The 23,483-nt window shown below is 45.4% G+C and carries 23 protein-coding genes; 9 read left to right on the top strand and 14 right to left on the bottom strand.

Translation table 11 applies throughout. The annotated features are described in order from the left end of the window. The first annotated feature begins 58 nt into the window (after positions 1 to 58). Positions 59 to 1,894 carry a M2 family metallopeptidase gene (locus tag ACN0R1_RS18130; protein ID WP_417585410.1) on the top strand — a complete coding sequence of 612 codons (1,836 nt, stop codon included), beginning with the start codon at positions 59 to 61 and terminating at the stop codon, positions 1,892 to 1,894. Positions 1,895 to 1,941: 47 nt separating this feature from the next. Here ACN0R1_RS18130 and ACN0R1_RS18125 read toward each other — a convergent pair whose 3' ends face one another. From ACN0R1_RS18125 to ACN0R1_RS18115, 3 genes are all read right to left on the bottom strand, one after another. After that, the gene (locus ACN0R1_RS18125) at positions 1,942 to 2,388 is read right to left on the bottom strand and encodes a YaiI/YqxD family protein (protein WP_286339413.1); all 447 of its coding nucleotides are present in this window, start codon (positions 2,386 to 2,388) and stop codon (positions 1,942 to 1,944) included. 106 nt (positions 2,389 to 2,494) lie between these two features. Beyond that, positions 2,495 to 3,949: a methyl-accepting chemotaxis protein gene (locus ACN0R1_RS18120; RefSeq protein WP_417585408.1), complete on the bottom strand. Its 1,455-nt coding sequence runs from the start codon at positions 3,947 to 3,949 to the stop codon at positions 2,495 to 2,497. A 329-nt stretch (positions 3,950 to 4,278) separates the two neighbouring features. Beyond that, complete coding sequence (locus tag ACN0R1_RS18115; RefSeq protein ID WP_417585406.1) at positions 4,279 to 5,715, bottom strand: MBL fold metallo-hydrolase RNA specificity domain-containing protein; 1,437 nt, start codon at positions 5,713 to 5,715, stop codon at positions 4,279 to 4,281. Positions 5,716 to 5,912: 197 nt separating this feature from the next. Here ACN0R1_RS18115 and ACN0R1_RS18110 point away from each other — a divergent pair, with 197 nt between their 5' ends. Beyond that, the gene (locus tag ACN0R1_RS18110) at positions 5,913 to 6,062 is read left to right on the top strand and encodes a hypothetical protein (protein ID WP_286339419.1); all 150 of its coding nucleotides are present in this window, start codon (positions 5,913 to 5,915) and stop codon (positions 6,060 to 6,062) included. Between the two features lie 41 nt (positions 6,063 to 6,103). Here the strand turns inward: ACN0R1_RS18110 and ACN0R1_RS18105 are convergent, their stop codons facing one another. After that, positions 6,104 to 6,535: a DUF6641 family protein gene (locus ACN0R1_RS18105; protein WP_417585404.1), complete on the bottom strand. Its 432-nt coding sequence runs from the start codon at positions 6,533 to 6,535 to the stop codon at positions 6,104 to 6,106. Between the two features lie 228 nt (positions 6,536 to 6,763). After that, a complete protein-coding gene (locus ACN0R1_RS18100; protein WP_417585402.1) occupies positions 6,764 to 7,246 on the bottom strand; it encodes a GlcG/HbpS family heme-binding protein in 483 nt (160 codons plus the stop codon). 71 nt (positions 7,247 to 7,317) lie between these two features. On the opposite strand from ACN0R1_RS18100, the gene ACN0R1_RS18095 reads away from it, so the two are divergent. The 4 genes from ACN0R1_RS18095 to ACN0R1_RS18080 all read left to right on the top strand — a co-directional run bounded on the left by ACN0R1_RS18095 (position 7,318) and on the right by ACN0R1_RS18080 (position 10,616). After that, positions 7,318 to 7,944 (top strand): Crp/Fnr family transcriptional regulator, encoded by a 627-nt coding sequence (locus ACN0R1_RS18095; protein WP_417585400.1) that lies wholly within the window; start codon positions 7,318 to 7,320, stop codon positions 7,942 to 7,944. A 488-nt stretch (positions 7,945 to 8,432) separates the two neighbouring features. Then, complete coding sequence (locus tag ACN0R1_RS18090; RefSeq protein WP_417585398.1) at positions 8,433 to 9,251, top strand: EAL domain-containing protein; 819 nt, start codon at positions 8,433 to 8,435, stop codon at positions 9,249 to 9,251. Between the two features lie 91 nt (positions 9,252 to 9,342). Next, complete coding sequence (locus tag ACN0R1_RS18085) at positions 9,343 to 10,101, top strand: winged helix-turn-helix domain-containing protein (protein ID WP_417585396.1); 759 nt, start codon at positions 9,343 to 9,345, stop codon at positions 10,099 to 10,101. After that, positions 10,098 to 10,616: a hypothetical protein gene (locus ACN0R1_RS18080; protein ID WP_417585394.1), complete on the top strand. Its 519-nt coding sequence runs from the start codon at positions 10,098 to 10,100 to the stop codon at positions 10,614 to 10,616. Before ACN0R1_RS18085 ends, ACN0R1_RS18080 begins: the two co-directional genes overlap by 4 nt. A 362-nt stretch (positions 10,617 to 10,978) precedes the next feature. Here the strand turns inward: ACN0R1_RS18080 and ACN0R1_RS18075 are convergent, their stop codons facing one another. The 3 genes from ACN0R1_RS18075 to ACN0R1_RS18065 all read right to left on the bottom strand — a co-directional run bounded on the left by ACN0R1_RS18075 (position 10,979) and on the right by ACN0R1_RS18065 (position 14,093). Continuing rightward, a complete protein-coding gene (locus ACN0R1_RS18075) occupies positions 10,979 to 11,653 on the bottom strand; it encodes a LuxR C-terminal-related transcriptional regulator (RefSeq protein ID WP_417585428.1) in 675 nt (224 codons plus the stop codon). A 72-nt stretch (positions 11,654 to 11,725) separates the two neighbouring features. Further along, the gene (locus tag ACN0R1_RS18070; protein WP_417585392.1) at positions 11,726 to 12,811 is read right to left on the bottom strand and encodes a cytochrome-c peroxidase; all 1,086 of its coding nucleotides are present in this window, start codon (positions 12,809 to 12,811) and stop codon (positions 11,726 to 11,728) included. Between the two features lie 934 nt (positions 12,812 to 13,745). Further along, complete coding sequence (locus ACN0R1_RS18065) at positions 13,746 to 14,093, bottom strand: DUF6626 family protein (protein ID WP_417585390.1); 348 nt, start codon at positions 14,091 to 14,093, stop codon at positions 13,746 to 13,748. A gap of 198 nt (positions 14,094 to 14,291) precedes the next feature. Here ACN0R1_RS18065 and ACN0R1_RS18060 point away from each other — a divergent pair, with 198 nt between their 5' ends. The 3 genes from ACN0R1_RS18060 to ACN0R1_RS18050 all read left to right on the top strand — a co-directional run bounded on the left by ACN0R1_RS18060 (position 14,292) and on the right by ACN0R1_RS18050 (position 16,487). Continuing rightward, positions 14,292 to 14,759: a hypothetical protein gene (locus tag ACN0R1_RS18060; protein ID WP_417585388.1), complete on the top strand. Its 468-nt coding sequence runs from the start codon at positions 14,292 to 14,294 to the stop codon at positions 14,757 to 14,759. Between the two features lie 207 nt (positions 14,760 to 14,966). Beyond that, entirely contained in the window at positions 14,967 to 15,794 is an 828-nt protein-coding gene (locus ACN0R1_RS18055; protein ID WP_417585386.1) for a hypothetical protein, read from the top strand. A 141-nt stretch (positions 15,795 to 15,935) separates the two neighbouring features. Further along, the gene (locus ACN0R1_RS18050; protein WP_417585384.1) at positions 15,936 to 16,487 is read left to right on the top strand and encodes a hypothetical protein; all 552 of its coding nucleotides are present in this window, start codon (positions 15,936 to 15,938) and stop codon (positions 16,485 to 16,487) included. Between the two features lie 964 nt (positions 16,488 to 17,451). Here the strand turns inward: ACN0R1_RS18050 and ACN0R1_RS18045 are convergent. The 6 genes from ACN0R1_RS18045 to ACN0R1_RS18020 form a co-directional block, all read right to left on the bottom strand. Continuing rightward, a complete protein-coding gene (locus ACN0R1_RS18045; protein ID WP_417585382.1) occupies positions 17,452 to 18,294 on the bottom strand; it encodes a hypothetical protein in 843 nt (280 codons plus the stop codon). A 318-nt stretch (positions 18,295 to 18,612) separates the two neighbouring features. Beyond that, positions 18,613 to 18,810, bottom strand: a complete 198-nt coding sequence (locus tag ACN0R1_RS18040; protein WP_417585380.1) for a hypothetical protein — start codon at positions 18,808 to 18,810, stop codon at positions 18,613 to 18,615. 864 nt (positions 18,811 to 19,674) lie between these two features. Beyond that, positions 19,675 to 20,676: a hypothetical protein gene (locus tag ACN0R1_RS18035; RefSeq protein WP_417585378.1), complete on the bottom strand. Its 1,002-nt coding sequence runs from the start codon at positions 20,674 to 20,676 to the stop codon at positions 19,675 to 19,677. A 123-nt stretch (positions 20,677 to 20,799) separates the two neighbouring features. Further along, positions 20,800 to 21,171, bottom strand: a complete 372-nt coding sequence (locus ACN0R1_RS18030) for a hypothetical protein (RefSeq protein ID WP_417585376.1) — start codon at positions 21,169 to 21,171, stop codon at positions 20,800 to 20,802. 118 nt (positions 21,172 to 21,289) lie between these two features. Then, entirely contained in the window at positions 21,290 to 22,108 is an 819-nt protein-coding gene (locus ACN0R1_RS18025; RefSeq protein ID WP_417585374.1) for a hypothetical protein, read from the bottom strand. Between the two features lie 273 nt (positions 22,109 to 22,381). Then, a complete protein-coding gene (locus ACN0R1_RS18020; protein ID WP_417585372.1) occupies positions 22,382 to 22,954 on the bottom strand; it encodes a tyrosine-type recombinase/integrase in 573 nt (190 codons plus the stop codon). Positions 22,955 to 23,483: the final 529 nt, after the last annotated feature.

Below are 23,483 nucleotides of genomic sequence, written 5' to 3'. Positions count from 1 at the left end.
GGCTGGCATACTAGAATGCCGCACAGATCAACAACAACCACAAGCAAAGGAAAGCTCTATGGCTCTTATGCGATCTCCCACGGCCCTGTCCGCCGTGGCACTTGCGCTGCTCACCGCCTGCGCTCCGGCCGAAAAACCCAACGACAAGGCCGACGCGAACCAGGCAACCCAGCCCAGCACCAGCGAATTCATTGCCAGCGCCGAAGCGGATCTCTCCAACCTGATTGAGGAATCCGGCCGCGCCGCCTGGATCTACAGCAACTTCATCACCGAAGACACCGCCGCCCTGGCCTCCGACGCCGAGCGCCGTTTCAACGACAAGGCGGTGGAGTACGCCAGCCTGGCCGCCAAGGCAGACACCCGAGACCTGACCCAGGAGGAGCTGCGTAAACTGGAAGTGCTCAAGCGCACCATAGTGTTGCCCTCCCCCGACAGCCCGGCCAAAAGCGAAGAGTTGGCCAAACTCAACGCTGAGCTCGGCGGCCTTTATGGCAAAGGCCGCTACTGCATGGCCAACGGCGACTGTCTGGGTCAGCCACAGATCTCCTCATTGATGGCTACTTCCAGAGACCCTGAGCAGCTGCTGGAGGTGTGGCAGGGCTGGCGCGAGATTTCCAAGCCGATGCGCCCCCTGTTTACCCGCCAGGTCGAGCTGGCCAACGAGGGCGCCAAACAGTTGGGTTACCAGGATGTCGGGGAGCTGTGGCGCTCCAAATACGACATGCCCGCCGCCCAGTTCCCCAAGGAGCTGGATAGCCTCTGGGGTGAGGTGAAGCCTCTGTATGACGCCCTACACTGCTACGTGCGCGGAGAACTGGGTGAAGAGTACGGCACCGACGTCGTCCCCCAGGACGGCATGATTCCCGCCCACCTGCTGGGCAACCTCTGGTCTCAGCAGTGGGGCAACATCTATGATCTGGTGGCCCCGGAACAGGCGGATCCCGGCTTTGACCTGACCGCCCTGTTGGCCCAACACGACTACGACGAGATCAAGATGGTGGAGCAGGCGGAGCAGTTCTTCACCTCCCTGGGCTTTGAACCCCTGCCTCAGACCTTCTGGGAGCGCTCTCTGTTTGTCGAGCCCCAGGACCGCGACGTGGTGTGCCACGCCAGTGCCTGGGACCTGGATAACGAAGACGACATCCGCATCAAGATGTGCATCCAGAAGAACGCCGAAGACTTCGTGGTGATTCACCATGAGCTGGGCCACAACATCTACCAGCGCGCCTACAAGAATCAGCCCTTCCTGTTTAAGGACAGCGCCAACGACGGTTTCCACGAGGCCATTGGCGACACCATCGCCCTCTCCATCACCCCGAGCTATCTGAAACAGATTGGCCTGTTGGAAGAGGTGCCCAGCGCCGATGCCGACATCGGCCTGCTGCTGCGTCAGGCCCTGGACAAGGTGGCCTTCCTCCCCTTCGGCCTGATGATCGACCAGTGGCGCTGGAAGGTGTTCTCCGGCGAGATCACCCCGGAGAACTACAACCAGGCCTGGTGGGAGCTGCGCGCCAAGTATCAAGGCGTGGCCAGTCCGGTGGCGCGCACCGAAGCTGACTTCGACCCGGGCGCCAAATACCATGTACCGGGCAACGTACCCTACACCCGCTACTTCCTGGCGCACATCCTGCAGTTCCAGTTCCACCAGTCCTTGTGTGACACCGCAGGCTACGAGGGCGACATTCACCGCTGCTCCATCTATGGCAACAAAGAAGCGGGTGCCAAGCTGAACACCATGCTTGAGTCCGGCCTGTCCCAACCCTGGCCTCAGGCCCTGGCCATGGTCACCGGCACCGAGAAGATGAGTGGCGATGCCATCCTCAACTACTTCGAGCCGCTGCACACCTGGTTGGATCAACAGAATCAGGCCGCCGGCCGTCAGTGCGGTTGGTAAGCTAAGGCGCTAAAACCAAGAACCCGGCCAATTGGCCGGGTTCTTTTTTACTTGAGCTTTGCCAGATAACGATCCAGGGCATTGGCAAAGGACTGACGTTCCTGCTGACTCAGGGGCGGTGGCCCACCGGTCTGCACACCGCTGGCACGCATGGTGTCCATGAAGTCACGCATGTTGAGGCGACCGCGGATGTTGCCGGCGTTGAACTCCTCCCCCCTGGGACTGAGCGCTTCGGCGCCCTTCTCGATCACCTCCGCCGCCAGCGGGATATCACTGGTGATCACCATCTCCCCCGGCTGCACCTGCTTGACGATTTCATTGTCCGCCACGTCGAAGCCTGCTGGCACCACCTGGACCCGTATCCAGGCTGAAGGGGGGGTACGCATGCCCCGGTTGGCCACCAGCACCAGAGGTGTTTGGGTACGGTCCGCGGCGCGGAACAGAATCTCTTTAATGACGACAGGACAGGCGTCGGCATCGACCCAGATGGTCATATCACTTTCTCACTTGACTCAGATGCCCGCAGAGTAGCCCCTGAAGTGGCTGGATACAAGCATAAAAAAAGGGGAGCCTGAGCTCCCCTGGATAGCAAACTTGGGCTTACTGCTGAGTGCGATACTTCTTCAGGATCTCACCCAACTGCAGAGAGCTCTCCGCCAGCTCGTTCACGCTCACCGCAGACTGCTCGGCGCTGGTGCGGATGGCGTTGGACTGACCGCGAATGTCGTACAGCTCGGAAGCGATGTCATTGGCCGCCGCCGTCTGCTGCTCCACCGCAGCCACGATCTGGGCACTCATCTCCATCACCCCTCGGGCGGAGTCGGCAATGGCATTCACATCCTGGCCAATCTCACTGATCAGCTCACGGCTGTGGTGGGCCTGCTTCAGGGTGTGGGAGGTGATGTCCGCGATACCGCGGGTCTCGGTTTGCAGGTTGTCGATCATCGCCTGAATTTCCACGGTAGCCTGCTGGGTGCGACTGGCCAGAGTGCGCACTTCATCGGCCACCACCGCAAAGCCCCGGCCCTGCTCACCGGCACGGGCCGCCTCGATGGCCGCGTTCAGTGCCAGCAGGTTGGTCTGCTCACTGATGGCGTTGATGGTGGTGATCACCTCATTGATCTCGGTGGCCTTGGCGGTGAGGTTATTCACCGTCACCGAGGCTGCGTCGGTCTTATCCGCCAGCTCAGTGGTCTCAACGATGGCGTTTTGCACCTTCTCGTTACTCTGAGCCACCTTGTGACCATCCTGCTCCAGCTGAGTGGAAGTTTGCTGCGCCAGGTTGGATATGTCCTTGGCGGTGGCGCTCATCTCCTCCATGGCGGTGGCCACAGAGTCCAGTGAGCTGTACTGGGAGGCGATCTGCTCCTGACTGTTGCGACTGTCATCACTGAACACGGAGGCGCTCTGGTTCAGGGTCGCGGAGCTGTTCTGTACCGTGCTCACCAATTCACTCAGAGTATCCATGGTGCGGTCCAGTTGGTGACCGATGATGCCGAACTCCTCCCGGCCCACGTGAAAGCCGAGGCGAGAGGTCAGATCCCCATCGGCGATGCGCTGAATCGCCTGGTGCTTGACCCACAGGGCGCCGCCAAGGAAGGTGGCCAGCCAGTAACTGAACAGGGCAATGGGAATGAGCAACAGAGAAGCGAGCCCCACCCGGGTCAGTGCTTCGGATTTCAATTGGGCCTCATCGGCGGGCACGGCCATGGACAGCTCAGCGTGACCACCGCTGGCCAGGGGGGCGCTGACAATGATGCGCTCACCCTGGCGGCGCGGCTCACCACCCAGACCATTGAGCTTCAGACCCAATGCACTGGCAGCCTGCTCTCTGGCATCGCCCTTGAGCGTGTTCACCACCTTCACCGCCGAAGCCAGTTGCCCCTGGGCCTGCGCCAGGCTCTTCTGCTCCGCCAGTCGACTGACGTCAAGATAACCCTTGGTCGCCACTCCCATCACCGCCAAAGCGGCCATCAGGAACAGCACCCAAAACTTCTCGTTCAGCGTCAGTTTGATAAACAACCTGTCTATGGTTCTGAACTCTACTTCTCTCATGTGACCCCTCATTCCGCCTTTACAATAGGCGTTAACATTTGGCGCTTGATTGTGTTTTTTTGCGCTGCCGTCGAGCAATACTAAAGTTTATGGGATTTACGTTTCAGTAATTCCGATCACATAAACTGCACAGCTTTTGGGAGCATTATCAATCTAGAGGGGAGTTCTGCGAAGCGCATTTGTAAAAATAGTACAGTTATCTGCATGAAATTAGCCATGCTTCACGATCACAGAGAGCAATACTCCCCCATGATCCTGTTATCGACCTGTGACGGTCGGGGCTTTAATCGGGATTATCGAAACGAGGTTCATTTGATGAAAATTTCGCCTCAGAGTTCGCTCCTCAGCCACACCAGCTCCGGAAGCGCGGTCAGATCCAGGCAATCAAAGCGCTGGGCCACCACCAGATGGCGGCTGTACTGGGACAGGTGTTCGGCAAAACTTTGCTGAGCCTCTGTTTCACCATGCACCAAGACCACTGGAGGCGCACCTTGGATATGCCGGTACCAGTCGGTCATCTCATCCCGGTCCGCATGGGCCGACAGGCCGCCAACCGTATGCAGCCGAGCCCTGACCTCCACCGGCTTTCCTCCGATATTCAGGCTCTGAGCACCATCCACCAGGGCACGGCCTGGCGTCCCCTTGGCCTGATAGCCGCAGATGATCACATCCGCCTCCTCACGCCAGAGATTGTGCTCCATGTGGCAGCGAATGCGGCCACCATTGCACATGCCGCTGCCTGCGATGACGATCATCCCCCTGTCCACCTCATTCAGTTCCATCGATTCCTCGGTGGTCTGAACAAACTCGATGTTGGACAGCAGAGGATGGCGGCCAGGGTGTTGGCGGGTAAAGGCCTTGAACTCGTCGTCACACAGATGGAAATGGCGCACATAGACCCGGGTAGCCTCGGTGGCCATGGGGCTGTCCAGATACACGCGCCAACGACCGAGATCCCACTCCTTGGCATGGAGGTGCAACAGGTAGAGGAGCTCCTGGGCCCTGCCCACTGAGAACGCGGGAATGAGGATGTTGCCTCTGGCGGTTTCTATGGCGCGGGCAAAGATCCCCTTGAGCTCTTCGAGGGTGTCCGGCAGGCTGCGGTGAAGCCTGTCCCCATAGGTGCTCTCCATCACCACCAGATCCGCGGTATCGATGTAGGCGGGGTCCTGAATCACCGGCATCCCCTTACGCCCTAGATCGCCGCTGTACACCAGCTTGCGCTGCCAGCCCTGCCCCTCCAGCCACAACTGCACTATGGCAGATCCCAGAATGTGGCCGGCATCCGCCAGCTCGAAGCGAAGCTCAGGAAGCACCTTCCGGCTCTGGCCATATTCCAGAGGCACCATCAGGGCCATCAGGGCATCCACATCCTCCTCGGTAAACAGCGGCTCCACCAGCGGCTCTCCTCGAGCCTCCAGCTTCTTGTTAAGGCGTTCGGCGTCCCGGCGCTGCAGCATGGCCGCATCCCTGAGCATGATGTCGCACAGTTCGGCGGTGGCATTGTGGGTAAACACTGGCCCCTGAAACCCCTGCTTCACCAGCAGGGGCAGCCGACCGGAATGGTCGATGTGGGCATGACTGAGGATCACCGCATCGATGGTGCCAGGTTCGAATGGAAACGGTTCGCGGTTGCGGGCTTCCGCCTGGCGGCTTCCCTGAATCAGACCGCAATCGAGCAGGACCCGGTGTTCACCCAGGGTCAGCAGATGGCAGGAGCCAGTCACTTCACCGGCTGCGCCCAGAAAGGTCAGGGTCATTGTCATAAAGCGCCCTCCCGGCGTCCGTTATCTCCCTGAAAAGGTAGAGCAAGCCGCAGTCTGCTCCACTCTCGCCTACTTCCATAGTGCGCCCCGGATACCGTTTAAGCAAATGGGAACTGATGATTTTCTGACCTGTACTTGCGGCCCGGTTCAGGTATAATCCGCGCTCTTAATTCCAGCAGTGAACAGATAAGGACTCTATGACCGTCGAAACCTTCGTTCCCGGCGACGATCAGCCCAAGGCTGAGCAGCCTAACACCACCCACGCCACCAAGGTGGCTCCGGCCATGGGCCAGGGCAGTGGCAGCCGCATCGGCTTCATCTCTCTGGGTTGCCCTAGCGTCGAATAGTATATACATTTTCGCACTGCCCTACCCCGCTATTTTTGTCCTCACCCTTTCCTCTTTGGCTTTGACACCGCGCTCAGTTGCGCATCAAGCTCACCAGCTTCAACGGCGTTAACCACCACATCTATTACTTCAACCAACTTTGACTGTTCACCAACGGTCACGGCGTGGTTACCTTTGCTTAGCTCAAGTGGCTTGGTGCCATAGCGCACTTCCAAAAAGTAGTTGCCTTTTACTTCGTAGAACCAGGGGATAACTCGCTTGGGTACACGCACTTTACGCTTGTGTCCCTGTTCATCGGTTTCAAGCTTTTCCTTATATGCTTCAAACGGCTTACCTTCCACCAAGCATGTAGCTAATCGCTTTTGCTCGTTCAAACGGGTGATCAACTTGGCTCGACGCTGCTCGATGAGATTGGCAGGTACTTTTTGCTGGCTAGTGGAAAGTGTCAGCTGACTAAGGTGTGTATCAGGCATTTCGTTGTCCTCCAAGATTATCTGCGTAACCTCAATGTTACTTTCTGCAAGCCTGATGGACGACCTTTCTAATGAAGAATTAGTACCTTATGGCATTATTGCTCCTGTATGATGAAGTTATATAAAGGAATGCCAAATGAAAATGGCAACTAAAGGCTGATAACAGTAACCACCAGAAGTTGCCTCAGTTACAGAATTATATGGCCATTTAATCTGTAGGCATGCAATCTATTTCATAAAGCCGTCAATTGCGGCTACAGCGCAATTTTCATCGGCCTGCGGGCTTGGCGCACCAGAAACTCCAATAGCACCAACAACGTGAGAACCATCTCTAATAGGTACGCCTCCCGTTAACAATAAAATATCGTCTTCCATTTTTCCTAGCTGAGATAGACCCTTTGTCTCTACAGCCATTATCAAATCAGAAGTCGCTGTTTTGAGCGTTGCGGCAGTATAGGCTTTCCTAAAGCTAGTTTTTACGGTATTGCTTCCAGTGCCTTCTCCTCTATAGAAGTAGAGTAACCTTCCTTGGTCATTCACTATCGATACAGATACTGGCAAGTTATTTTGATTACATACATGGATGGCACTCTTTGCAATTTCTTCGGCTGATTCAACTGGAAGAAATTTTTTTGAAGGAAAAGCTGCAGAGTACGTGTATGAGCTGAAGATTACGATAAAAAGACTAAGTAAAAATGCTATGGTTTTCATATTGCCTCCTTGATTTGGAGATTAAGTTATAATAGATTGGAAGTCGGAAAACTACAATCTGGATTGTTATCATGGAAAAAGAGTCAGAAGTAGGCATGTCAAAATCATTAATTTCGGAGCTAAATAAATTATCAGGCGATATCTTTGAGGTGATTAAGCATAATAAAGGCAGTTATGTACATCGAAGAGGAGATTGCGCAAAACACATATATAGGATTGACCACGGAACTATTCGAATATGCAACATAAACAAAGATGGGAAAGAGTTTATTGTTAAAGATCTGACAGCCGGTGAATGGTTCGGACTAATTGGTTGTTTTGGATCAGGCAAGCGACCTAATGATGCTATTGCAACTAACGATGCGATAGTGTCCAGAATAGAATTTAAAAACATTCTTGAACTACTAAACATAAATCCGCCGTTATATCTTTCTTGTTGTAATCAACTGGCTTACTATGCAGAACACTATTACAACTTAGCAGAGTCCGCTGTATTTGAAAGTCTGTATGACAGGACACTAATGATGCTTCGCCAACTATGTCTCTGGCAAAAAACACAAGAAGTCAAAATCACTCAAAAAGAGCTTGCTGGACTTCTCGGAGTTACAAAAGAAGCGGTCGGAATCCAGCTAAACAAACTAAAGTCAAATGGGTTAGTAAAACTAGGATACGGATGCATTGAAATCTGCGATAGATAGAAATCATTTAATACAAAAATTCTAGAAGCCACTTTCCAATCAATAGATTCAGGTCCTAAAACTACATATATAAACATATAGCAAAAGCTTATATCACCAAAACTGCTTGATAAAAGGCGCTGAACAGAGAAGTCGAATATTGTTAACTACAATAGAGTCAAAGATCAGTATCATTTTCAGTAAAAGTAATCACTTAATCCAATAATTAATCGAACTGCTATAGATGATTAATGTGTGACAAATGTCACAACAAAGACTTAATCTAAGTTAATTTTTAAATCTTTAAAATTAATCCACATTAATTCCGCCCAAAGCCTTGAACACTGTTACCTCGGTGCTACCATTATTATTCACCGTGAGATAAACACGGTGTACTCTTTGCTGTTAAAAGGGGCGCGATCATTGCATTTATCATTATACCGTCATAATTTAACGCGACATTTTGTAAAATTGTCTGCTGCAAACAAAGATTTGGAACGAGGTGGAAAATGCTAAAAATTTATGTGGATAAAAACAGCGAAGCGAAACACGCAAGCCCTACATACAATTATTCATTGCTCATCAACAATGATGAGATTCATTTTGAGTACATGCTTCAACCTATCTTCACTGTGGATAGATTCAAACAACCAATGACTAAGTATTTAGAGTGTTTATCTCTAATCTCAAAAAATATTGACGGGTTCGACAAGAGAATAAAGTCTATCGAAACACTGTTTGATGGGTTGGATAGTGACACTATAAAAGAAATTGCAAAAAGTCAACAAAAATTTATAAATGAGATATCCAAGGATATTTTAGGCCTTACTGTATCAATAAACATAAAATTGTCTTGCTTACTTGACGATGATTTTGTTGATTATATGATTTGTAACCTATATGTTCCCTTAGCATTAGAAGTTACAGTTATTGATACGGACATACATAACAAAAAGCTACAGCTAAATATACACCTTCTCCAAAGATTCGGAGTAAATATTTGGCTTGACGATTACATTGGAAGCTCGGTAAACCAAAAAACTACTCTAGGCGTAATAAACTGGGATATTATAAAAATTGATAAAGAGTACTTACATTATAATTCCTTTGATATTAAAACAACGCAAGAACTTGTAAATGTTCTGTCAAAATACGCAAATAGCGGTCTTATATTTGAAGGTGTTGAATCAGAACAAATGGATCGCCACTTAAGATTTGCTAACAACGGTTCAGTACAGATCTATGGACAAGGCTACTTCTATGCTCACCCGATGAATTTAATTGATATAAAATTTGCATTTAATCAGCATTACAATGACTATTGCTGAAAACACAAATGTTGTGTATCTTGTTCGATTGGGATTTATGACGTATGTATAGCACGTATTGCTTTCTCGCGACTTGTACTAAGGGGTGATTTTGAAGCTATTGCTCAACGAGCGCACTGCTGTAAGTGACCTAGGTGAAAAAAAGCTAACAACTCCGGAACTTAACGTTCTAAAGCTTCTTATTGAACATAATGGATCACCAGTGTCGATCTCAGAGATCCAATCAAATGCATGGAGGGGAAAGGCTATATCAAAATCTTCCGTGCTCGTTGCCATTAACAAGCTTAGAACCAGTTTAAGTGAAATATCTTCAACGCAGGACATAGAAATCATTTCTACTATCAAGGACGTAAATAATGAAAGTTGTTATAAACTAAACAAAGCAGCAAAAATTATTACCTGCAACCCAATTAAAGAGTTCACAGCTAATGATTATATCAAAAACTTAAGCACAGTAAGAGTTGAAAAAAACACGCTCAAAGCTGTATCTTTAGCGCTCCTTTTTTTACTATTTGTTGAAACTATATATTTAGCAAATTATCATGGTGCCATAGATTCGGGTGAGTTCGTTTTGTTTCAAAAAGGAAATGCATACTTTTTTATAGACTTGGCTATGTACAATCACCATCAGCCTGAAATGAACAACCTATTCAATGTTGATCCAACCGAAATAAAACAAGCGGATTTAAAGAATTTCTTCCCGCTAGGAAAGGTATTCTTTTTATCTTATAAATCTGGAATATATATTGTAGATTGTGTTATAGACGCAAAAGTACAGTCTGTAATAACAGATAGTGTAGAGACTATAACATCATTGATAGAAAATAAGACTTGCGAGATATCACAATGACCTGGTTTAAATTTTTTGCAACAACACTAATCTTGTTTGCCATAAGCACGTTTTATACTGCTAAGACTATATACGAAAATATTAACAGATACAATAATTATGATTATATTGCGCATAGAACAGAGTCATATTTCATCAATGAACATAGATACACATCAGAGCTAACATACAAAATATATGAAAACGATGCATTAGTTAGTTGGGAACTAAACGATATACCGACAGGAGAGAAAATGATAAATCTTTTAGGGAAATGCATCATAGACAAAAGCATTCTTCATAATAAATTCGCATTTTCTATGTCAAACTTCAATCTACAAGTAAAAAATAGCTTAGAGAACTCGGAAATAATAAAGATTTCAGGAGGCTCTTTTATAATTCCGGCAGCAGTAAACAATTTAATCAGTGAGAAAGAAGATTTTAAAGAAGAATATACGAATATTTACAGGTCAGAAGAAATTTCATGTAATATGTTTAAAACAAAAGCCATCAGATGCATAAACATCAAAGTTTAGCTGCGACGCAATGGGATTTTCATGAAAATAGTAACCACCAAGTCTATTACAAAAAGTGATAACAAGAATTATATCGTATCATATAATCCCAAATTGTGCGAATTATTAATATATAGAGTGAATAGAAACTTTTGGGAGACAATACTATACACCAGCATTCTTGAATGCACTTGCTGCTCTCGTAGATACGGTAAACTTAGACTATCTAAGTGTTTTAGAAAAATATAATATTTGGTGGGTTCTCAATCAATAAAAATAGACAACTACAGAAATTTACACCATCCATGAATTAGTTCTTCTTAGAATAACAACCAACAGGCAGTCGTCTAACTAGCTTATTGCACGGACTGCTTTTAGAAACTTCAAATCAACCTCAATAAACTAGCGGAAAAGATTAGGTTTGCAGTATTTTTAGCCCTCAGTGACTGCTTAAGTAGAGATACGTGATAATCAACCCCCCTTAAAGTCAATCGCATCTCTTTGGCAATTTTATTTCTTGATTGACCTGCAGCTAAACACTGCAACACCATATGCGATACTTTACTTATAATTTTATAATCTAAAAATACATTCAAATTATTATAATCACCAATATTGAGATTTGCCATCCAAAGATATAATCTTGATTCAATATCTGCCATGTTAGACTCCAACCACTTCTCTCTAGTGTCGTATAACAACATAAATCGACATGCTACTTTAGTTGCAGGTATCGGCAATAAGTAGCTATGAACTACACTAGGTTCCAATCTACTTACCTCATTTTTTTTGTAAAACCAGAAATCACTTTGAGCATAAAATCTTTGACGAAACCCTTTATGCGTAGTCATATGCACCACCTGTCTCTGCCAAAAGTTCGTTGAAATAAGATCTGTTGTTAAAATCATCCTTCTATTAAATAATGCGTTATAAAGCCGGCCTTCGCTTTCTAGGTATGCTAAGCTAGAACTTAAACTCTGCATGTCAAAGCAAAATAAAATGCCTTCTGCTTTTACTTCATCACATAATTCAGTTAGTTTATCTCTAAGTTCAGTCATCACTATATAAACCATTACCAATATATCTACGTTGTGATTTTCAGTCTAAATCTAAACAAACATAATACTCTTCTATATATCACCGCCTACTGGTAAACCACTAGGTACTTCATTTGGAATATTTGAGTACACAACAGAATCAAGGCTTCTTAAAAACACACTGATAACTTCAAACCCCTCTTCAGGGCCTCGAATTCCAAGATCCTGCCTATCCTCGTATACAGCTATTGCATGACTCAAAGTGCTCCGTGAGCCATCCTGCATATACGGTGCGGTATTACTGATATTTCTTAGCGTGGGTGTTCTTACTGCACCCAGTTCAGGAAAAACAACCTTGCTTTCATCAAGCATATTATTCGATAACATTGGACCATTATGGCAGTCCACACACCCAGTATCAATAAACTGATTTAGTCCTATCACCTCTATTTCACTTAAAGCTGAATATTCACCTTTCAAAAAAAGATCAAAACGACTATCATTACCAACTAAACCGCGTTGGAAAGTAGCGAGGGCCTTAGTTAAATTTTCAATAGTAATGGAGTTACCTAAACCAAATGCCTCATAAAATAATGCTTGATATTCATTATTTGATTGTAGCCTATCAATTATGACACCTATAATTTCATCTTCATCAAACAAAGACCCTTTCATTTCTACCGGATTCTTAATAGGACCCAGGGCTTGTTCTTCCAAAGTGTTAGCTCGTAAATTCCAAAAATAACCTCCAGATCTAAACCCATTAATATCTAGATCTATAGTTAACCCCGTAAATGCCACGTTCGCTACCGTTGGTGCGTTGATGCTTCCGGAAATATCACCAAAGCGGCCAGGCCCCAAACCATGTCCGCCTGTACCTATCGAAAAGCTTCGGCCATCTGCCCATCCGAAGTCCGGGTGATGACAAGTTGCACAAGCGATATCTAAATTAGCTGACAAAATAGGATCCCAAAACAAAAGCTCACCTAGTCTAAACTTAGCTAAGCTAAACGGGTTCTCCTCAGGATATATGGGCTCAGGAAGCGGCGAAAACAGGAGTGAGTAATCTCTAATGGTACTGTCACCACCGTTAAACTCATCATTTCCAAAACCATCACTACAACCAGCGATCAGAAAGCAAAGAACTAAACACGCAAGGACTCTTGCTAACTTAACCATAGCCCAACTCCTATAATTCATTCCATTTTCACAATGTAATAGACCCCACATAAACTTGAGGACATTGTAACTGTACACCACGCTAGGTGTATAAAATGTGAATCAAATTTACGGCCAAGCTGATAAGCAATTCAAATCGCCTTCGAAACCATAATACCAACCAAAACAGCCATTATTAAGCCACTTTATCTTCATTCGAGCTAAGCATCACCAGGCCCTCTGTTATCGCACACATCACAACGAGAAAAGATTAATAATGAATTAACACGATTAATTCGCTAATTGACAACCACCTTATTGACAAGCGCAGTACTAAGGACGTTATCATTAGGGTAAGCCAAGGACGGCGCCTACTAAGTAAAGACTTAAAAATTGAGTGAATAGGACATCATATGGTAATATTAAGCAACTATTACTCTTCTAAGTTTCAAAAAATAAACAGTAAGAAACACTCCTAGTATGAAAAAAATCAGATGCTCTTTGTTTTTTTAATTGCTACAATTTTTTATGCTAACTTTTCAAAGGCCAACTCATGGTCAAAAGAAGCTTTGTTCGAACTATCCTTGTCATGCGCTCAACAGATTCCCAGCACATACAGATTTCACGACAATTCACGGACTAGCTTCCGACTTGTTGGAATCAAAATTAAAGACGTGATAAAAATTGACGCCGGAGGTGTGTTCTTCACCCTGGCTGTTTACGGTTCTGAATCACCAAATTATCACGAAGACAACTATAAAGACATAGAGAAAGAATTTCGCGTTGTTTGCTTGAAAGATACTCACTCTGACCAAAAACTGGTTTACTTTTCTCACGCGGAAGGAGTCAAATCGATAGTTTGGTATAGAGAAGATGGAAGTAAAGCTAGTATCTCTGAAGTAAGGGGATTCATTCGATCACTTCCCTAGCACTAAGCGAAAATAACAGCATGCTCCTACTTACTATCAGCTCCTCCTAACCATGCTCGATCTGAAAAATATTGTATCTTATCGACTTTATTTGCGCATTCAGCGGCAATCATCAGCCTTACATGCTCCTGCAAACCCCGCACACGCTGCATCTGATTGTAAGATGCAAAACCAGACTCCAAGCTAAGCTGCCTAGCCAGCACGCTAAGCGCATACTCCAGCCTGCATAGTGCAGTGGCACTAGGTTGCCGCTGCTTTGCTTGTAAGACGCTGTAGTAGCTTTTGTGCATTCCCATGAATTCCTCGCTGAACCGATGCGCGGACTTGCAAAGGCCAAGTGCCTTCAGTTCTGTATAAACGTCATTAATTTCCATATACCTCCTCGGGTCCCACTACCCGTGTATACGTATTTACCCCTAATACACTAATGCTATAGCGATATTCTTCGTTTTATGGGCGTTCCAACTTCGCTTCAAATGCGCCCTCCCCATGAGCCCAACCTGAGTACAACAAAAATTCAGAGCTAATGGATTAGCTAAATGATAAATAACTATAAAATGAGGGCACACCCAATGAACAAAAACCGCCAGGCGGTCATCGACTGGATCGAAGAAAGTTGTACTGAATTCAACTACGCCATAACGCTTACTTTTCCTACTAAACAGGCTGTAACCGAGGCTATGGCCAAGTCGTGCTGTAACCGATTCCGAAGCTTCTATAACAGTGGGTTGGGCTACAAGAATTTCAAACGTAAAGAAAAAGTAGACAAAACTAAAAGTGCGCCTATCGTCTCTATGCTTGAGGGTGATGGAATCAGCCAACGCTTTCATTATCATCTAGCCCTGCACAAGCCTGCGGACATGAGCCCCGATAAGTTTGCGGCACTGATAAAATACAGTTGGCAACGAGCAGTCTATGGCGAATTTTGCAAAATCGATATTCAGCCCATCACTAGTGCTGGCTGGGCAAATTACATTTCAAAAAAAGTGACCTCCACAAACACAGACGTCCTAGACGTAACCAACACAAACATACACTAACCTCTTACGCACAAGAAGCGAGTAGATAGTAGCTCTGTCGCTGGCGTAGGACGCAACAAGCTCATGAACGGTGGGCTTGTTGCTTTAGTGTACCTGTCACACAGCAAACAATTACCAACAATCACTATCACCTATGCACTAGACAACGACATTCAAATACATAACGATGTCATTGAGTCATAGATACATTCAGTCAAGGAAGTAGACATGCAAAGTGCTTTAGACTTTACGAAGATGACCGACTTCGTCATCAACAACAACTATCAATGGCACTACCTGTACTTTCGAGCACTAACTGCAAGCCGAGACTACAGCGATTACCTAAGCCAATGCGATAGCGAAGCGACCAATGACATAGCAGAGCTAGCCACAATCACCCAATACTGGGGCGACCTGTCACAGCTGATACTGGATGAAGACTACGACTACTACGCAGACTACTTCGAACAATGGATAAACGACACAAAATCTAAACTGACTCTAGACCCCATTTCGAACATCCAGATAGCTCATCAGGGCGCCGATACTCCTCACGCCAACACCTTGTACCTAAAGGTGGCCAACGACAAGAACCTAGATGTCCTGGCGCATAGATACAAAGATGAGCTAGTCAGCATCATGTCTAAAGCAAACGAACTCATTGCTAAAAGCATATTCTTACCGAAAATCACTAAAGGGAAGACCAACGCAAAGCTAGAGCAGTATGAACGATGGATTGATGCTGCATTGCTTACTGAGATTGAAGGGTATGGTGAAGGTAGCCACGACACCTTCAGCATCTACTTGCACATCATCACATCCGAAAAGCCGTGTTGGCGCAGATTTAAGGCCACCTACGACTTCTACGGACTATGCGGCAAGAGACTGAGTGACTTTGCTGTTGTAGACAACCCGACGTCACCTGAAGACTACAGCACCGATGACATCAAGCGGGTTGATTTTAACGATGCCCTTCGCAATATCGACAAGCTAATAGCACAAGGAAAAGGGTGCATTTCTCAGATAAAGCACAATGTATTGAAAGGGATTAGATAACCACTAGCGATTACCTATCTCAACGTCTTAGCCAGTTTTTGTATCACGCACATATAAAAGCTGGCTAAGACGCCCTTCCACGTGTTTGTCATTATGTGTCCCATCAAGCAATTCCGCTTGACCTAGAAAAGGACAAACATTATGTCTATACACAATTACCAATTCAATCTTCAGTACGTTCCATCCGGTGCAAGCAACGCCAGCTTTGACTTTGATTGTAATAAAAGCTCTGTTCGTTATGTAAGTTTTATCCCCCTAATCACCGATGACCTCATTAATTCAATTCAAAAATCAATCTGCGGAGACTTAAACAGTTCAGATACGACCTTTGACATTCTTAGAGCACAATATCTCGCAATAAAACAGCCGTATGATGTGGCCTACGGTAGGATCACTGACGAATTCGAAAAGCTAATGTCGTTTTGTAAACTAAAATACTCAAGTGTTGATCTAAAGGAAATTGCTCATGACATTTACGGCGAGGATGATTTATTCCTGCATTTCGAAATCGAGTTTTACTTAGAGTTTAAAGACTTATTCCTTACAGTTAGAATCCAATACGAACTACCAAAGGTGCCCAGTGCTACAAATAATATATGTTGCAGACTCGAGTTTATCAGCCTAATTTTCAAGTGTAGCAACCGGCACAGCCCTAAGGAAATACTTGAAGAACTCGACAAACAAATGAGTTAAGCGTTAAAAGCCTTAGGGTACTAAATGTGCCCTAAGGCTATTGAAGCCCGCTGTTTCACTTACATTCTTCCTTCGCTAAATCGACGGCGAAAGAACACCTTGAATCTTAGTCTCAATGATTAGGCAGTGCTATCTAGTTATAGATTATGATCTAAGACACCCTCGCCTGCTTTGATTTGTTAAGTTGCCATCAATGACGAATCGGCGGCCTGTCTAGCCGAAAATAGGTCATTCCACTAATTGGAGTCCCGTTCTTCTCATATCGACCAAACCCCCATACGTCGTCGCGATTCTGTATCGTAACCCACAAAAAGAGACCAAAGCACATTCCAGATAGCTCAGGATTCTGGTCGCAAGATTTCTGATAGATGGGGTCATAAACAGTGCCAGACCAGTCGTTTCCAGGTATCCAGCTAGAGGTGTGAACTTCATTGCCTGAAATCAACTGTTCGAGCTCGTTTACGATCGCTTGATATTCATCGTCGGTAAGCCGACTCCTCCAAAGCTTGAAATCACTCTCATGCGGAATGTAGTCGATGTATTCACCGGTATCTATGGAAAAAAGCACTTAGACCTCCATGTAACTAAACAGCTATTTTCATGCAACAACTCGCTGCCTTCCACTCGAGATACACTTACCGCTTGTCTATGCGCTGCAGCAGTGAGAGCCTGAAGTGATTTTTATTATATATCAGTATATTATGGATAGTTCAATGCAAGTGATTGATTACTTGTCAGTACAAAAGACGGCAGCGCCGCCCGTGGTGAACTCCAATGTCCGTAACTAGTTCCGAGCCGACCCAAGGCACGAAGTAAGCTTTTCTACGGATAACTAGATGTCGCCTGACGCCACATAGAGGTCGTTGGTTCTTGAGGCCGGAGTCCAGTATAGTCAGTTAAGTATTTCACGCCAATTAATGGTCCCGGACAAAACTTTTCAATATCAGGTCAAAAAATTTTGGGCTTAACTAGTTACAGCGGTACTCCCATCTGGGATGGGCATCTCCTGAATGCGCCGATAACTATTTGCGTGCTGTATTTCGTCGAAGTTCAAATTAAGCATTGAATTTATCAACTCCCTTTTAGTGAAGAGTTCACAAGGAATATCGTTTCCGCGTGCATACTCCAGAGTGTGCATAACCAGCGTATACAGCTTCGTAACTTCAACGATTTCAGTGTCTAGGTTCACTTTGCTCATACCTGTTACTTTCTCCTTGCTGTAACTCCGCAAACGAGCCTGTGTAACTTGAAACTTTGCAAAAACATCCGACATCAACTTGATGGCTCTGTCGTCTGCCACTTTGATGCAATCCCTGATTGTAGTGATCACCCACTCTGAGGTCTCTGGTAGTTCTTTTGTCGATATAAGATCCAGATTACGATCAATTGGCTCAACACAACGTGCGTATGCCCCATTATAGATTAAGGCGATTTCTTTGAGTGTTGACGCTAATCTGCTACACGCTTCAGGAAGTACTGCTCTGGATGCTAAAAGCTCTCTAAGTCGTTTTTCTTTCTCTTGGTATCGCGCCGCATACAGGGCAATTATACTGGCCAGCAACGCGATCATCGCCGCATTGAAGGTCTGCCAGTGGTACCAAACGCTGAAAAGATTATCGATTCCGCTCGTCCAAGGAGCGATCACCATGAACCAGAGGTAAACCAAAGCGAGAACAGTCGGTATAACAAGCCACGGTCTTTGCCGCACACTCTTCCTTACAGAAGCCAGGCTACGTTTGATCCAATCCATACTTCGCTTCATAGCGGCTTGTACCCGAGTCCATTTTTGGCTGATTTCCGTATTCATTAAACCTTCACCGTGATAATGCTTAGTCGTGATTCTCATAAACCACATACTATCAATTAATAAATTCGAAAATGAACTGACGAAAACCAAACTTTGAGTAGAGTCGCGACAACACTGACATTAGAACTATCTCAGGCGCCGCACGGGGATCAAAATACTGACCTTTATGTTGGGCAACGAACAATCGGTTGCGACACCGAAGCGGCATGATCGTCCGAACCAATCTCTGTAGCTTTTGTCGCCACACTCCTTTCACTGGAGTCCACTCAAGCTGGTTAACTTCAAAACACTCTTAAACAACTTGTTAGACTAAATCTTTCATCGCTCAACCATCGTTAAAAAGAACAATTCCTGATAAAAGCATTGTATAACAACATAACCACCATCTTGGGATTGAATCCAATATTCAAACTCTGAAGAGCCGACAAGTTTACTTGGGGTTGATTTAGCAAATGAAAGTGTCAACTCAAGTAACTGCTTCTCTTCAGGAAACTCAACCTTAAGTAGGTTCAACATGATTGTGGAATGCTTGTAATTACAATGTTCTACGTGTTTCTCATGAACCAATAAGCCCTGAGCATTTAGCCCCACCCAATCTGAAACTTTGTTCTCGTCAAAAGTAAATGCGTTCTTCGATCACTCAGGGGTTATAGCCGTATGAGCAGAACTCAGAACGTCATTCATAAAACCAACTTTCTGTGGGCGCTTAACTGCCCTTAACACTTTATCGATGTGGAACTGATGTTCAGGATTGATAGAAATTAGGTCCGACATAGAAAATATATTCAGAACGAACTCATCATCTGAGGACTTTTTATTATTGCAACCTCGACAAGCGGGAATAGTGATCAAACTAGAGATGCCTTTCTTAAAAAAAGACTTTGGAGGAACGTGTTCACGCGCAAACTCCCCCTCTTTAATCTCATTACAGCAGTATACACACTTCATAGATTACCCTTTAGCCTAATGCGGCAAATCGCCGCCTTCCTCTTGAGGCACTCTTGCCGCATAACCCCAAGCCGTGGCAGTGAAATTACGAGTATATTTCCCCAATATATCAGTAGACTAGATCGTGCTCAATGGCCTTGGAAGCTTACTTATCAGCACGAAAGGCATCTGCTCAGTATTAAGGCAGCAACGCCGCGCGTGGTAAACGTCAATGACCGGAATTGGCGCCGAACCGAGCGTTGGGCGCCAGGCAGACCTGACTGACTCAGCTGCAGGGACTTCTGCCGCCACAAAGCAGTCATTAGGGCTTGAAAAGTACGCCCTGTTAAGGTGTGAGCAAAACGATACATAAGCCTTTGCAAACAACCTTATACACTAAACGTAACGCAAGGCTAAAATGTCACGCATTGCTAATGCACTCCTAGCGGTTTGTTATGCGAATTTGCAATATTTATCTATGAATTCTTTTGGCTCGCATACTACCGTTGAACATTCCACGTATGCGTAACATGCCTTGGCTTTCTTGACAAAATTTTTGTCATCTGAAACTAAAAAGTTTACGCCTAAAGCTGATACTGCATGTTGCATATCATTATTCGAAGCATTGAAGCGATCTTTACCCTTTTTCGTTTTCGTAAAATCGTCTGCGTAATAGCCAGCCCAGTTCATTAAGCTATATGCTCGCGCAACAGCGTTTTCAGGTGTGTCCGCGAAATAATCAGTAATGTTAAAGCTAGTATTCTCTACGTTAAACGTTTCTTCGATTGCATTCACAACATTTTCAGCCTGAATAGTTTTGATTTCTAAGGCTTTGACTTCCGGCATATCTCTGAAAGGTTGCGGTCCGATTTGTTGAATATTAGCAATGTCTGGCGCGTATAGCGAAGCCTTTTTTGCTCTCAGCTCGTCCATTTGACTTTGCATATACACAAAGTAACCTTTCAAAGGTTCATCTAGATTTTTTATATCAATAGATGCCAATTGCGCTTCACATTTAGCAATCAAAGTGTCTAGGCCAGACTTAATTTTTTCGTTAATCTCAGCAAAGCTTTCATCAATGGGCAAGCCTGACATTTTACGAGAAGTTAACTGACTAACCTCCATTAAGTTTGTTATGCCAAGCTCAATATTTGATTGCTTGTTTTCTATGTGAGCACGCCAAATCTGTTCTGGTGAGTGGCTATTCAATGTACGCGCCAAGGGCTCTATATACTTGGCTTCTAGCTCTGTCAATATATCGATATGCTCTTGTTGATACTCTTCCTTTGATATTTGAAGAATTTCATCTAAGGTCACGTGAGAGTATACAACCGTTACTTGCTCAGATTTTAAGGCATACTTCATCAGCCTAAATAGATCGCTTTGAGATTCTTCAATTTTTCGTTGACGTAAATTACTTAAAGTGTTTTGATCCAAATATATCAGGAAACTCATTGGCTACCTCTATTCGAATAGCGCCCCATTCAGGGGTTTTTAATAGTTGGCTAAAATAGCGAACTTAGTGAGGGAAGACAACTTGTTGAAAGTCCCGAACTGTAATGGCTTTTATGCATTTGATTATTTGTGCTTGTTGCAAACATATCGAACCAAATCAGATTTACTGGAACCAGGCACCAGTGACACCCATTTGGAGTTAGACCACTGATTAAGAGGTTTTGATGGAGATTTCTTTGCGCCGTCTTCGCTATTGCCACCTAATTCAAAATATTGCTTGGTTTCACAATTTACGTTGAGCTTAGTGAAATCGGTATACGCATTTCTCTTGCCGATACGACTTGATAGAACAGTGAGTATTCCATCGTTTCCTTTTTCACTGGTGATAATGAAATATGTACCGCTGTCTCCAGATGATGGAGCACGATACATTTCATTTGCTTCGACTGATGAAAAAAAACCAGCGAGTACGACAGTTAAGATTAGTTTTTTCATGATATTGCTCCTTGCTGCACGAATGCATAACGCCATTACTAATGATTGCATAAATGGCTGACTAAAATCAGAAGGCGGAAGCGCAAGCCAAACGTTTCGCGTCCTTCTGAATAACTTTTTAGGTATTTTTTTGCTCTTGATCAGAATTAGTTAATTTCTCTGCTGCTTTTATGATCTCAGAAGCTTGCTTTAATGCTGCTTCGGTATCTTCTTTGCCTTTTAATGTGTTATCAAAGCTCAACAGCATGAAACTTTCTAGCTCTTCTAGTAAATGATAATAATCTCCAGTTACCACTTGCTCAATATAATCTTTTCTATGTGGCAGTGCCTTTGCCACCAAGTTTTTCAAGTAATGACCATCGGCAACATCTGGTAAGTTGAGACCTTTTTTCAGCATGTGCATTTTAAGAACTGCATGAGTTACGATAGCACTGTAAGCACTAAAGTATGCCCAAGGCACTGGTGATAAAAAAGGTCTCACTTTATGAGCTTCAGTGACATTGATTTTGGAAGGGTCAACATGAGAACCGATAGATTCAAACATATCCCTAACGCGCTGATCAGTTTCGCTTAACTTTAGTACTTCATCAAACTTCACTATTGCCATGGATTGTGCCGCAGACTTAGCAGGCAATAAGTCTATTACTTGGTTCCACAGAACCTCAATAGCGTCAACCTGCTTTGCAAAGTATGCAGCCTGCCTAGTAGACAAACCGCCAAGCGCCAATCCCTTTAAAGATTCTAATTGTAGCTCTTTGGACTTTAAATCCGACTTTAGCAACTCTTGCTCTTTGGTAAATTCGGATTTAATTCTGGCTAGTTTTATATCGTATTCGCTTTGAACTGATTTGGTTAATCGCGTCGCGATAAGATTTCTACCTAGCCAAACACATACAGCTAACAATGAAGTTGTAGAAATTGCTGGAATCCAATCCACTGAACTCTCCTAAATACCTAACAGCTTTTTATGCGGCAAATCACCGCCTTTCACTCGGGACACTCTTGCAGCATATCCGTAAGCCGTAGCAGTGAGTTTTTTAGAGCATTTTCCCAATATATCAGTAGATTAGGTCAGTCTCAACGCCCTTAGGTGCTTGTTCATCAACACAAGGGGCGGATCTGCCCTGCAAACCGGCGGCAAAGTCCTGTGTGGTAGATCCAATGACCGCTGTTGGCGCCAAAGCAGTCCTTCAAGCCTCACCGTATAACGTCACACCAGCTCCACAGCTGCCTTCAACATTGCATCATTCACATCAATGTAACGCTGGGTGGTACTCATGTGCTGATGACCTGCCAAAGTCATTAGTACCTTTGCAGATACACCTTTATGCGCAAGATTCGTAATGAACGTTCTGCGCCCGCTATGACTACTAGCACCGTCAATGGCAGCCTGTGAGTACAATTTAGAGAACACTTGGCACAACGAGTTACCAGAAAACGCTGAGCCTTTTTGGGAACGAAGCAGCGGACGATGTACATGAGCAAGCAATTTTCTCTGTGCCCTAGCGTAATCAGCCAGCACCATAGCCAGTTTCTTGCTGACTACCACTACCCTGCCCTTACGACCCTTTGTTTGGCTTGCTGACAGGGTAACGACCTCTTTGACGTTACCGCTGGTGTCATACACATCACCAACAGTCAGTGCAGCTATCTCCTTGACCCGCAGCCCTGCGTAGTAGGACAAGCACAGCGCCAGTGCATTCCGTTCGGCATGCCTACCCGCCTTTGCGACTGCCAGCGCCCTTTTGAACTCCTTTGCAGTCAGTGTCTTCGCTTGCTTCATGTGTCCCTCCCATAACATAACCTTCTGTTTTGTTTATTGTATTTCCTTATGTTTCGGTTGAGCGACCAGAAAAGTGAACGCTTTTATACGCTGTAAATCAGCACATTAGCGCAGAACATAATCTTCTATGTATTTGATTATGTTTTTGGGGAGATAAATACAAAGAAAGGAGACATCATGCGATACCACGAATTTGCCCCCAAGCGGGAACTAGACGACGCCCTACAGCCCACATACACAGATTACAACGATGCCCGCAGGCCAAGGCTTACACTACGACATTTACACAAAGCAAGACTGAAGATGGACAAAGACAGACAAGAGCAAGAGGAACAGCGGAGGATCGTTGCTACGGTCTACAGAGACAGACCCAATGACAAAAAGACACAGCAGCAACAGGACAAAGACAGTAAGTAAAAAGCAGTGCTCCCAGGAGCACTGCTTTCTATTCATGCATTACTTTTTCACCCGCTTCATAGTGCCACCACACTTAGTACAGCGCTTGGTGGCTGCTGGCGCAAATTTTGTG

It is taken from the genome of Nitrincola sp. (assembly GCF_048264025.1).
Classification (GTDB): Bacteria; Pseudomonadota; Gammaproteobacteria; order Pseudomonadales; family Balneatricaceae; genus Nitrincola.
The sequence above is the reverse complement of the archived record's forward strand: the minus strand, read 5'-3'. Positions and strand labels throughout refer to the sequence as shown.

Excerpts from the sequence above, each read along its gene's own strand:
- ACN0R1_RS18055 (WP_417585386.1), top strand. The coding sequence starts at position 14,967 with ATGCAAAGTGCTTTAGACTTTACGAAGATGACCGACTTCGTCATCAAC.
- ACN0R1_RS18045 (WP_417585382.1), bottom strand. The coding sequence starts at position 18,294 with ATGAATACGGAAATCAGCCAAAAATGGACTCGGGTACAAGCCGCTATG.
- ACN0R1_RS18120 (WP_417585408.1), bottom strand. The coding sequence starts at position 3,949 with ATGAGAGAAGTAGAGTTCAGAACCATAGACAGGTTGTTTATCAAACTG.
- ACN0R1_RS18050 (WP_417585384.1), top strand. The coding sequence starts at position 15,936 with ATGTCTATACACAATTACCAATTCAATCTTCAGTACGTTCCATCCGGT.
- ACN0R1_RS18110 (WP_286339419.1), top strand. The coding sequence starts at position 5,913 with ATGACCGTCGAAACCTTCGTTCCCGGCGACGATCAGCCCAAGGCTGAG.
- ACN0R1_RS18020 (WP_417585372.1), bottom strand. The coding sequence starts at position 22,954 with ATGAAGCAAGCGAAGACACTGACTGCAAAGGAGTTCAAAAGGGCGCTG.
- ACN0R1_RS18095 (WP_417585400.1), top strand. The coding sequence starts at position 7,318 with ATGGAAAAAGAGTCAGAAGTAGGCATGTCAAAATCATTAATTTCGGAG.
- ACN0R1_RS18040 (WP_417585380.1), bottom strand. The coding sequence starts at position 18,810 with ATGTTGAACCTACTTAAGGTTGAGTTTCCTGAAGAGAAGCAGTTACTT.
- ACN0R1_RS18065 (WP_417585390.1), bottom strand. The coding sequence starts at position 14,093 with ATGGAAATTAATGACGTTTATACAGAACTGAAGGCACTTGGCCTTTGC.
- ACN0R1_RS18090 (WP_417585398.1), top strand. The coding sequence starts at position 8,433 with ATGCTAAAAATTTATGTGGATAAAAACAGCGAAGCGAAACACGCAAGC.
- ACN0R1_RS18100 (WP_417585402.1), bottom strand. The coding sequence starts at position 7,246 with ATGAAAACCATAGCATTTTTACTTAGTCTTTTTATCGTAATCTTCAGC.
- ACN0R1_RS18125 (WP_286339413.1), bottom strand. The coding sequence starts at position 2,388 with ATGACCATCTGGGTCGATGCCGACGCCTGTCCTGTCGTCATTAAAGAG.
- ACN0R1_RS18030 (WP_417585376.1), bottom strand. The coding sequence starts at position 21,171 with ATGAAAAAACTAATCTTAACTGTCGTACTCGCTGGTTTTTTTTCATCA.
- ACN0R1_RS18075 (WP_417585428.1), bottom strand. The coding sequence starts at position 11,653 with ATGACTGAACTTAGAGATAAACTAACTGAATTATGTGATGAAGTAAAA.
- ACN0R1_RS18105 (WP_417585404.1), bottom strand. The coding sequence starts at position 6,535 with ATGCCTGATACACACCTTAGTCAGCTGACACTTTCCACTAGCCAGCAA.
- ACN0R1_RS18115 (WP_417585406.1), bottom strand. The coding sequence starts at position 5,715 with ATGACAATGACCCTGACCTTTCTGGGCGCAGCCGGTGAAGTGACTGGC.
- ACN0R1_RS18070 (WP_417585392.1), bottom strand. The coding sequence starts at position 12,811 with ATGGTTAAGTTAGCAAGAGTCCTTGCGTGTTTAGTTCTTTGCTTTCTG.
- ACN0R1_RS18080 (WP_417585394.1), top strand. The coding sequence starts at position 10,098 with ATGACCTGGTTTAAATTTTTTGCAACAACACTAATCTTGTTTGCCATA.
- ACN0R1_RS18130 (WP_417585410.1), top strand. The coding sequence starts at position 59 with ATGGCTCTTATGCGATCTCCCACGGCCCTGTCCGCCGTGGCACTTGCG.
- ACN0R1_RS18060 (WP_417585388.1), top strand. The coding sequence starts at position 14,292 with ATGAACAAAAACCGCCAGGCGGTCATCGACTGGATCGAAGAAAGTTGT.
- ACN0R1_RS18035 (WP_417585378.1), bottom strand. The coding sequence starts at position 20,676 with ATGAGTTTCCTGATATATTTGGATCAAAACACTTTAAGTAATTTACGT.